Origin of the sequence: Enterococcus sp. DIV0240d, from assembly GCF_051711245.1 — a bacterium.
Classification (GTDB): domain Bacteria; phylum Bacillota; class Bacilli; order Lactobacillales; family Enterococcaceae; genus Enterococcus_D; species Enterococcus_D casseliflavus.
The window spans coordinates 2,091,921-2,102,500 of sequence record NZ_JBIOMG010000001.1 but is presented as its reverse complement, the minus strand read 5'-3'; the positions used below and the strand labels follow the sequence as shown (position 1 = coordinate 2,102,500).

At 40.3% G+C, this 10,580-nt stretch carries 10 protein-coding genes (1 of these 10 only partly in view); 9 read left to right on the top strand and 1 reads right to left on the bottom strand.

What is annotated here, in order from left to right; genetic code table 11:
* From IGJ25_RS09890 to IGJ25_RS09875, 4 genes are all read left to right on the top strand, one after another.
* Positions 1 to 224, top strand: partial view of a hypothetical protein gene (locus IGJ25_RS09890; RefSeq protein WP_005226241.1) — the 3' end only. 688 nt of this gene lie to the left of the window's left edge; only the last 224 of its 912 coding nucleotides appear in the window; the start codon falls outside the window, past its left edge; the stop codon is at positions 222 to 224.
* Complete coding sequence (locus IGJ25_RS09885; protein ID WP_438779271.1) at positions 196 to 1,257, top strand: hypothetical protein; 1,062 nt, start codon at positions 196 to 198, stop codon at positions 1,255 to 1,257. Before IGJ25_RS09890 ends, IGJ25_RS09885 begins: the two co-directional genes overlap by 29 nt.
* 73 nt (positions 1,258 to 1,330) lie before the next feature.
* Positions 1,331 to 2,338 carry a zinc-binding alcohol dehydrogenase family protein gene (locus IGJ25_RS09880; protein WP_225001395.1) on the top strand — a complete coding sequence of 336 codons (1,008 nt, stop codon included), beginning with the start codon at positions 1,331 to 1,333 and terminating at the stop codon, positions 2,336 to 2,338.
* Positions 2,339 to 3,052 carry a methyltransferase domain-containing protein gene (locus IGJ25_RS09875; protein WP_074933632.1) on the top strand — a complete coding sequence of 238 codons (714 nt, stop codon included), beginning with the start codon at positions 2,339 to 2,341 and terminating at the stop codon, positions 3,050 to 3,052.
* A gap of 132 nt (positions 3,053 to 3,184) precedes the next feature.
* Here IGJ25_RS09875 and IGJ25_RS09870 read toward each other — a convergent pair whose 3' ends face one another.
* The gene (locus IGJ25_RS09870; RefSeq protein ID WP_438779270.1) at positions 3,185 to 4,288 is read right to left on the bottom strand and encodes an SLC13 family permease; all 1,104 of its coding nucleotides are present in this window, start codon (positions 4,286 to 4,288) and stop codon (positions 3,185 to 3,187) included.
* A gap of 162 nt (positions 4,289 to 4,450) precedes the next feature.
* Between IGJ25_RS09870 and IGJ25_RS09865 the strand changes: the two genes are divergently transcribed.
* From IGJ25_RS09865 to IGJ25_RS09845, 5 genes are all read left to right on the top strand, one after another.
* Positions 4,451 to 5,920 carry a helix-turn-helix domain-containing protein gene (locus IGJ25_RS09865; RefSeq protein ID WP_438779269.1) on the top strand — a complete coding sequence of 490 codons (1,470 nt, stop codon included), beginning with the start codon at positions 4,451 to 4,453 and terminating at the stop codon, positions 5,918 to 5,920.
* Entirely contained in the window at positions 5,917 to 7,281 is a 1,365-nt protein-coding gene (locus IGJ25_RS09860) for an FAD-dependent oxidoreductase (protein WP_225001392.1), read from the top strand. The genes IGJ25_RS09865 and IGJ25_RS09860 overlap by 4 nt, the downstream gene beginning before the upstream one ends.
* Positions 7,282 to 7,920: 639 nt before the next feature.
* On the top strand, positions 7,921 to 8,871 hold the full coding sequence (locus tag IGJ25_RS09855; protein WP_225001391.1) for an ABC transporter permease: 951 nt from the start codon (positions 7,921 to 7,923) through the stop codon (positions 8,869 to 8,871).
* The gene (locus IGJ25_RS09850; protein WP_005236195.1) at positions 8,868 to 9,812 is read left to right on the top strand and encodes an iron chelate uptake ABC transporter family permease subunit; all 945 of its coding nucleotides are present in this window, start codon (positions 8,868 to 8,870) and stop codon (positions 9,810 to 9,812) included. The genes IGJ25_RS09855 and IGJ25_RS09850 overlap by 4 nt, the downstream gene beginning before the upstream one ends.
* Positions 9,809 to 10,567, top strand: coding sequence for an iron ABC transporter ATP-binding protein (locus tag IGJ25_RS09845; protein ID WP_167821910.1), 759 nt, complete (start codon positions 9,809 to 9,811; stop codon positions 10,565 to 10,567). The genes IGJ25_RS09850 and IGJ25_RS09845 overlap by 4 nt, the downstream gene beginning before the upstream one ends.
* Positions 10,568 to 10,580: the final 13 nt, after the last annotated feature.

Here is a 10,580-nt window from a genome sequence, read left to right as displayed (position 1 = left end):
GATATTCAAATAATGACGAAGAGGTTTTTGCTGAAAAAGAGCGTCTGCAACAGCAATACCAAACATTGCGCTTAAAGAAAGCAATCGTGGAAAAAGAATTCCGTCAAATTGATACCTTTTTTGGATCATTTGATGAATTTACGGCAAAAATAATGGCTTTCTTAGCTCACTATACTGGAAAGGAGCTGACTGAAGTTGACGAAAGAAACGCAGACGAATCCTGAGGAATCACAGCTGCTGGAGCAGGAACCGACTCTAGAGGTCCAAACAGAAGGAGCTAATGAAGTCGAGGAAAACGTATCAACAAATGCGACGGACTTAGTGAATGACGGTCCTTTAGTAGAAGATAGTGGAAATGTAGTGGATGATTCTTTTGATTCAGCAAAAGAAGAAACTGACTACGAAGATGATTATTATGCTGTAAAAGCGCAAGATCACCAACGAATCGAATCGCTTATTGAGCAAGCCGAAAACGAACTAGCTGATTTAAAATTGAGAAAATCAATTATGGAAGCTGATTTTTCTGGATTGCTTGCTCATTACCGCCAGTTGATTTTAACAGATCAAGATATTTCGGTGATCGCCAAAAAGACATTGTTTGAATACTATGCCTATGAATTCTTGAAACCATTAAAAACGATTCATTTAACTGCTACTGATAACTATGACACATGGAAGACAAAGCATTTCAATGTCCGTTTTCGTTTAACAGAAACAAAGGAGCTCGAGTTTAGTTTCAAACTTAATCCAGTCAATTCTACGTATCAATCTAATTATTTGCCATTGTTGACTATCAATTCAAACTCCCAGTCGGTGGTTGTCAATGATGAACAGATTTTGCATTTAATCAGTCAATGGCATGCGGAGAATATTTTCTCGGTCAATCAGCTTTCGCTCTTTAATTATGATGTCAACTTGGTATTGGCGCATTTAAAAGAATTAGGCTTTACGGTTTCACCAAGCTTGATCGACAATACCCAAACATTGGCTGTCGATATGGAGACGGACTTTGCTGTTGCAGCAGAAATTCTCGATCAAATTTTCATTATTACAATGGAGAATCAGCAATATGATTTTATCACAGAAAACAAAGGTGAAATTCTTGTTTTACTTGATAAAAATCAACGATTGACGATCCATTTGTATACAGAGTCCACTTTACTAACGATTGATTCAGATCAATGGAAGCGATCCTTATTAGATTTCTTCACAAGCTATCCATTTTTGGTTCCGCTTGTCGTGGAAGGTGAAGAATAAATGTTCTAAATTCATTAAAAGTGCTAGAATGGTTTTTATAACTATTCAGCACTTTTTTTTTGGAAGGAGCAGTATGATGAAAAGCAAAGCACTAGGTTTTTATGAAGGACGATCTTTAGATGAGTCAAATGTATTTATTGAAAAGGAAATTCCGATACCCAATTGCCAAGCAAATGATTTATTGGTGGAAGTACAGGCAGTTTCGGTCAATCCAATCGATACAAAAAGACGGCAAATGACTGCTTTAAGTGAAGCGTTCCAGATCCAAGGGTATGACGCCGTTGGGATCGTTAAAGAAATCGGCTCAGCAGTTAATGGCTTTGCCGTTGGTGATCGGGTGTTTTATGCTGGAACCACACAACGACCTGGTGCGAATCAAAGGTTCCAGACAGTTGATTCTCGGATCGCAGCAAAGGCACCAGCCGGCTTTTCTGATGGCGATCTTGCAGCTATGCCATTAACGAGTATTACAGCGTGGGAATTGCTTTTTGAAAAATTTGGGTACGTGCCTGAAGAAAACGCGAATGAAGGATCGATTTTATTGGTCAATGCCAGCGGTGGTGTTGGCTCAATTGCGGCGCAACTAGCAAAATGGGCAGGATTGACAGTCTATGGCACTGCGAGTCCTAAGAACGATCAGTGGCTTAAAAACAATCAAGTGGATCAAGTACTTAATCATCGCTTGCCGTTGGCTGAACAAATCACTGAGCCTTTTTCAGCCGTTGCAATTTTTTATGACGCCTCGGCCTATTTGCCACAATTAACGAAAGCAATCTTGCCGTTTGGCAAAGTCGGAATGATCGTGAATACGAAAGAAGCGCTAGATTTAAATCCATTTAAAAACCTCGGCATCGATTTTTATTGGGAGTATATGTTCGCAAAAACAGATGTTCAGTTGATGATAGAAACACAAGGGAGCATTTTGCAACGGATCGCCTCGTTGCTTGCTGACAAAAAGATCCATACGACTGCGGTCCAAACGTTTGATGGAGGAATTACCATCGAGACCTTAAAGCTCGCTACAAAAGCGGTTGAGCAAGGAACGAAAGGAAAGACAGTGATCACTGGAGGCGTCCGCTAGATGGAAGAAGAGGAAGCGATGCTGTTTTGGGATGAATTTGCCCAAGAATATGCACAGATTCAAAGAGAATCCCAATTGAAAATTGCCGAAGAGGTAGCAGCTTTTTTGGTGGAGCAGAAAGTGTTCCCGATATCGGCCTTCGTTGACTTTGCTGCGGGGACTGGCCGCTACATTTCAGCATTTTATCCTTATGTAGATGAGTATTACGCAATTGATTTTTCAAAAGAAATGTTAAAAATCATTGAAGAAACGACGGAAGATCCGATGAACAAGCTCCATCTGGTTCAGCAGAGCCAAAAAGACTTTTTATCTGCAGACCAGCACTGGCCCTGTATTTTTATGGCAATGAATCCAGCAGTCAGAGACAAAGAAGCATTGCTTCAGTTTCAAAAAAAGGCCCATCAATTGATTATTCTAAGAATGATCGCAGAAGAAGAAAACGTGTTTCAGCCTTATGAAAAAAATCTTTCAGCGAAGAATGACCTGAACTTAAACACTTGGTACAAGAAGTGGTTTTCAGAAGAAGCGATCGATTGGCAGAGTCGGCAATTCGAGTATATTTTGAAGGAAGAGATCGATCAAGAAATATTTCATCTTTATTTTGAGGAGGAGTATTCATTGGAACAACGGCAACAAATGGTTCAACATGTCTTTGGTGAGGCATTGACTGTCGAAAGCCAAACAAAAATCACCTTTGAGCTTCTCTTAGCCTAAGTAAAATCACACAATGGGGATCAAAAAAACGAGATTCTGACATAAGATCAAGAAACAGGTACAGGAGCTAGGCTTCTTTTGGCTGCTGACTGGAAACATCTTATGCTGGAATCTCGTTTTACAGTGAATTTGCTACAATAGAAGGTATACGATGCTGCCTAATAACAGTAAAAAAATGATGTTGACGATAAAAAACAGCTTTTGAAACGTTCTCGCTTCTTTTGGTCTGGCTTGTTTCAATAATTTGTACCCAATCAAATTCGCCAAAGAAGCAATCAATGTACCCAAACCACCAACATTGACGCCCAAAAGAACGGCTTTTTCTAAATCGGTAAAAGGAGCAATCAAAATTGCTGCTGGAACGTTAGATATTCCTTGGGAGAGTAAAATACTACCTAAAAAAGCGCGATGCGTTTCTTGAAAATACGGTCGAATGTGATCGGTGACCAGAGATAGGTCTTGAATATTCCCGACGATCAAGAAGAAGCAGAGAAAGGTAAGTAGTAACCGATAATCAACTTTTGCAAATAATCGTTTATTACTAAACCAAACCACGGCTGCGACGACAAGCACGGCGATTGAAATAGGGAGAATACTAAAAATACCAAGAATCATAAGAACAAATAATCCTGAATTAAGCAGCGCTGGCTTTTTTTCAAAGGGTTCTTCTTGCAGGGCGATTTCCAATGGAGTCTTTGGGATGAGCTGGATCGAAACAAGGAGTAATAGTAATGAAAGTCCCACAAAGGTGCCGGTAGTCCACATGAATTGTGGCAGCGAAATCTGATAGTAAGAAAATAAAAATAGATTTTGCGGATTTCCAAATGGAAACAGGCTGCTTCCTAAATTGGCTGCTACGATCAAATAGACAGCGCCTAATAAGACACTGGTGTGCTGTTGTTCTTTCCTCGTTAAGAGTAAATAGATGGGCAATAAAGTTAAGATAGCCACGTCATTTGTTAAAAACATCGAACTGAAGAAGCTTAGCAAGACGATTGCGCGGATCAAGTCACGCAGATTGCGACTTTTTTCCACTATTTTTTGTCCAAATGCTCGTAAAAGACCAGCTTCTTCTAACCCATTGATTACTAACATTAATCCAAACAGTGATAAAATCACTTTAAAGTCAATAAACGACCAACGGAAGGTGCCGAAAAAACACGCAATAAGTGCTAGTAGCAGGGAAATCGAAAATAATCGATCCGTTCGAAAAAATGCTAACATTCGTTTTCCCATAGTTCACCACCTTTCTTCTCAAGAATTTTACCATTCCTATGCTTTAGGAACAATAAATAACGCTTTTTCCATCGAACTCAAAGACATTCAGGCAATTTTTATAGTTGACAAACGACTCATTAATTGGGAAATTAGTATGTGAAAGGTGAAGGAGGTTCAAGAATGAATATGATGCAGCTGCTTGAAAAAAATCAGCAGGTACATTTTCAAATTTTGGCTGTTTTTTTTCAGAATGGCTCAGAAGTCTCTTATAAAAAACTTGCAAGAACGTTATCCATTTCCGCGCCCACTTTGCAAAAAGAACTTCAAAATCTTCATCAAAATTTAGCTGCTTTCCATGAAGACGCAGCTTTGATCTATTCAGAAAATGATCAAGTGCAATTGGTATTGCCTCTTGATTTTTCCCTGAAGCAATTTTTTTATGCGTATCTTTCAGAAGCAATCGATTTTCAGATATTGTCGTATTTGTTTTTTCATCGAGATGAGTCAACGACGAAAATGATGTTAGAACTGATGTTGAGTGAAGCTTCATTGTTTCGTCGATTCAAAGCGATCAATCAGTTATTGAAAGAATTCGACATCCAATTAAAAAATAAAAAATTGATTGGGGATGAAAAACAGATTCGCTTTTTCTATTATCAGTTTTTTTCACAAAGTTATCCCAATGAAGAATTGATCGCTCGCTTGAATGCACCAGCCATCAACAATTTGATTCGAGTCATTGAAAAACAGTTGCAGACAACGTTTAGTCAAGCAGAGCGTTGGAAAGTCGGGCTTTGGTTAGGCATTATGGAAGCCCGTTTTGATTATCGCGGCTCGCAACAGCATGAAGCCTCGTATCCATTGTTGAAGTCATTGGAAAATGAAGCGATGTTCCAGCTTTTGCGGAATATATTAGGGCGCTATCTCAGTCGTTTTGCCGTATCCTGGAGCGATTATGAAACGGTATATTTCTATTTATTTATATTAGCTGAAGGCTTGATTCGCCCTTCACTGGATGACTCATTGCAAAAATCACTTTTCTTCCAAGAGATCGATGCGTTAAATGGGGAGCTGCTGCAGGCCATTGGTGATAGTGAAAGAAAGACTACAGAAACTTCTACGGAATTACGCGTCTTCTTGACGAGTGTGACAATCCAAGCGTTGTATATTCATGGCGGCATTATTGCCTTTGCTGAATTTCAGCCGCAAAGTGTTGCGAATGAGAGCTTGATCGAAGTGGCACAGCAAGCAATCGAACAGTTGGAGAAAAACGTAAACCAGTCCTTTTCTCTTGAGAAAAAGCAGCATTTGACCAATGAATTGCTTTTGATCCGTCAATGGATTCAAGTAAAACAGGAAAAAGCATTTACAGTAGGGATTTTGCTGACTCAATCACGATTACGCAGTGGCTTTTTACGGCGCTTTTTGATCAAAGAATTGTCTGGCTATCCGAATATTCACTTCGATGGGACAAAGGAGAAGGACTATGATCTATTGATCGTTGATCATTCTAAGATCTCGGAAGGCTATCGTTATAAAAAACGATTGATTTTAACAGGTGGTGCAACCCCATTTGAAGAAGAGCGGCTTCATCAAATCGTGGATGAAATACGAAATGAGAACCTTGAAAGCGAGTTGGAAAAGATATGAGAATAGTGATTATTGGAGGCTCTCATGCAGGAATTGCTGCTGCCCGTCATTTAAAAAAAGTTGACCCAAAAGTCGATGTGGTAATTATAGAAAAATCAAGCGTTCTTGGTTATGTTGCCAGCAGTTTGAATTTAGTACTGGAAGGTTACATTCAGCGTTTGGAAGATTCCAAAACGGCAACAGCCAGTGAACTTCTTTCAGAAGGAATCAATGTGATGCTAAACAGTGAAGTCACAAAAATCTTTCCGCAAGAACAAACGGTTCATTTTGTCACATCAACGGAATCTTATCAGCAAGAAGATGAAGTGAGTTATGATGGCTTGATTTTGGCGATGGGATCGAGTACTTTCCGTTCGGAGTTTGCCTCAGATGTCGAAGCACATATAACGACCTACAAAACCATTGGTCAATCAAAGCAAGCATTAGAAAAAATCGAGAATGCCCAAACCGTTGCGATCGTCGGTGCTGGTCTGATCGGGTTTGAATTAGCGGAATCTTTAAGCGGACAACAAAAAGCCGTTCATTTGATCGATCGCATGGATACGCTGTTGTTCCGTTATTTTGATCATGAAATTGCCAAAATTTTGATTGAACGTTTTCCCAAAAATTTGCAGATCTATCTTAACAGCAATGTCGCTCATACGATCAAAAATGAGAAAGGCGATTATCAAGGAATTGAGCTGTCAAATGGAACGAAAATTCAAGCTGACGTGGTCGTTTATGCTGTTAATCCACGTCCAAATGTTGCGCTAGTAGAAGATTTTCTGAAACTAAATCTGGATGGCACGGTATCGACAAATGAGTATTTGCAAACGTCTGACCCAGCGATTTATGCAATTGGGGATCTTGTTTCGATCCCATTTAATCATTCGGATAGCTCCTTGTATATTCCTTTAGTAACAAATGCTTACCGCACCGGGATCGTTGCTGCCACCAATTTATTGGCAAATGAACGGGGAACAACGAAAATTCCTTTTCCAAAAATGCAACGGACCGTCGTCAGTAAATTGTTTGGCTATTTCGTCAGCAGTTCAGGTATTAATGAGACCGAGGCACCGTATTACGGCTTTGAAGTAGATTCAGTGACGCAAACATTTCATTCTCGGACATTTTTCGCGACAGATGAGGATTTTGAAGTAACGTTAAAACTGATTTTTGATCAGCAAACGAAAGTGATCATGGGGGGACAAATCATTACGAGTGATCGTGGAAGTTTGGAGATCATCAATACGATCTCAACCTTGATCAATAGCAAGACGACCTTGCACCAATTAGCAACAATGGATTACTTTTTCAATCCAACCATCTCATTTCCACTGCACTTTTTGAATCAATTGGCCCTTGATGGCTTGTTAAAGTAAAATAGTAAGTCTTGATAAACCTGCGATGATCGCAGGTTTATTTTTGTGAATTGACGTTATTCGGGAGAAAATAGCGATGGCACGATGAAAGGTATCGCGTATTAAAAACAGGTGGGGTTCTGCTGAACTTCGATGCCAACTGGTATCGCTATCTTTTTGATGAAGAAACCCGTAAAAAATATGACGACGCACGTTTTATGACTGAACGATTTTTGGTAAAGGATTGTTATCGGTAGACGAATATTCCTTGGTTGGAAACGTTAGCTCATCAGTACCCTTTATCTGGAAAGCTACGCCCAGCTTGGGATGAGCATGTGTGAACTACACAGGGGTTTCAACAGATTGAAACGATTGAACGTGTAAATGATTTGTTATTCAATGAAACTCAGAAGTTGAATCTAGCCTTCTCAAGTATTTATTTGATTAAAGCGATTAAATAGGCTCTGTTGAGAAAAAAATGCGTGCTCGCAGTCTTTTATAAGAGAAAAATATCACATAATCCCTTGCCTTGGCAGATTCGTTTTCACTGAAATTGCGTTGGTAAAGGGATTTTTTAAAAAAACTTCTTGTGATTTTAAGTGAAATACGTTACCCTATTAAAGAGAGTGAGAATCATTCTCAATAAGGAAGGGGCGGGGCATGTTGAAAAAAATCGGATTACTGCTGATCTTGATTCTTCTTGTGGGCTGTTCGTTACTGGTAGGTACCCATGAATTATCATTAAGTGGTTTACAGCAGGGTGATCCGAATCATTGGCTTGTTTTGGTAAAAGTTAGGCTCCCACGGACGATCAGTTTGATCATTGCAGGTGGAATCATTAGTTTATGTGGGAAAATCATGCAGCATATGATGCAAAATAAATTTGTGGCATCAGAGTCGATTGGGTTATCTGATAGTGCTTGTTTAGGAATTTTGCTAGTCATGCTTTTTCTGCCAAATGCTTCTAACTTGATTCGGACAACCGCAGCATTTGTGTTTGCTTATGCAGGTGTTTTGTTCTTTTTATTTTTAAGCCAATTTCTACCAAAGAAAGATCCAATGATGCTCCCTTTGACCGGGGTGATGTTCGGTAATATCATCGGTGCCATTAGCAGCTTCTTGGCCTACCGTTTCCAATTGGTTCAAAATGTCTCTTCTTGGCTACAAGGAAATTTCGCTACCATTATGGCTGGCCAGTATGAACTTTTGTATTTGACGATTCCAGTATTCGGTCTGTTGTATTTCCTAGCTTATGAGATCACGATTGCTGGTTTAGGAGAAAGTGCCGCCAAGAGTCTGGGGATCAATTATCTGTATTTACGCTTTGCTGTGTTCGCTCTGGTGGCGTTTGCCAGTAGTGTCGTTTTATTGACCGTTGGACAAATCCCTTTTCTAGGGATCGTTATCCCAAATATGATCGGCATGGTGTTTGGGGATCATTTGAAGAATAATCTACTGCTGATCAGCTTTGCTGGAAGTGCATTTTTACTTTTATGTGATGTATTGGCACGCATCGTGATTGCTCCGTATGAGATGCCCGTAAGTGTGGTTGCCGGTGTACTAGGTGGCTGCTGCTTCTTGATTTTGCTGCTGGGGAGGAAGTTTCAATGAAGAAAAAACTCTTTCTTTTGTTCTTTCTGATCCTTTGTGCTGCTACTGCCTATCTGACTTATAACACCTATGGTAATTGGTCATTTGCTTTTGCATTGCGGGGCCGTCGGATCTTCGCCTTTGCTCTGGTGGCGATCGCAATTTCCTTTAGTACGATCACCTTACAGACTGTTACGAGCAATCGCTATTTAACACCAGGAATCTTAGGATTGGATCAACTATATGTCCTGGTTCAGACCCTATGTTTCTTTTTTATCGGCGGGATCCAGATGCTAAGCCAAGAAACAGCAGCGATGTTTTTATTCTCTGTCAGTCTGACTGCCATTCTAGGAAGTTTATTGATCGGTTTTTTCTATCAAAAAGCCGTCAACGGATTGTTTTTGTTGTTGATGGCTGGAATGGTATGCGGCACGATGTTCAGTAGTCTGAGCACGTTTTTGCAAGTCTTGATGGACCCGAATGAATATGATTTACTGCAAGGACGCTTATTCGCTAGCTTTGGCAATATCAATACGCAACATCTCTTAATTGCTGCTGTGATCATTTTGATCGGTAGTAGCTGCCTGATTCTGTTGATTCCAGAATTGAATCTATTACATTTAGGAAGCGGGCAAGCCAAAAGTCTAGGCGTTCCTGTTCAATGGCTTCATAGAGGTATTTTATTTTTGATTGCGCTTCTGACAGGTACCGCTACGGCACTCGTAGGTCCAGCTGTTTTTCTCGGCTTTGTAGTGGCAACGATCACCTATCAGCTTTTTCCCACCTATCGCCATGGGTGGTTGTTTGCGGGTGGCAGCCTGATTGGTTTTCTCCTGTTAGTAGGAGGGCAGTTCTTAGTGGAACAAGTGTTTCAATGGCAAACGACCATTGGTACAGTGATTCAATTATTAGGTGGCGTCTTCTTTATAAGCAAATTGCTGCTGGAAAGGAAAAAATCATGATCGAAACAAAAAACGTATCCAAAAATTATGCGAAAACACAGGTGTTGACCGAGTGTTCTTTAGCATTACCTGAGCAGAAAATGATTGCCTTTATCGGGCCAAATGGTGCGGGAAAAAGCACCTTACTCTCCTTGGTCAGTCGGATGCTGGACCAGAGAACTGGTGATATTTATTTAGATGGAACTGAGATTCGCCAATGGAAATCCAAAGAGCTAGCCAAAAAAATGGCTTTTTTGCAACAAAGCAATCGCTATGCAGTCAAACTGACTGTAAGAGAACTGGTAGCATTTGGTCGCTATCCGTATAACCGCGGGCGACAATCGGCAGCGGATGATAGGATCATTGATGATTCTTTGGCTAAGCTATCCCTTACCGAATACGCCAATCAATCGATTCATGAGCTTTCTGGTGGTCAGCTACAACGAGTTTACTTGGCGATGATCTTGGCTCAAGATACAGATTATCTGCTGTTGGACGAACCGTTAAACAATCTAGATTTGAAGCACGCCAACCAGCTGATGAAGCTATTGACCACCTTGGTGGAAGACTATCAAAAAACCGTTGTGATCGTCTTGCACGACATTAATTTTGCCGCTCGCTACGCCGATCACATCGTTGCCATGAAAGACGGTCAGATTTTTAAAGCGGCCGACACTGAGGCTGTGATCCAGGAGCAAGTGTTGGCATCGTTATATGAGATTCCAATCAAACTGGTACAAGTGGATGGTCGGCAATTTTGCTATACCTTCCAATAAAATGTATTTCTAA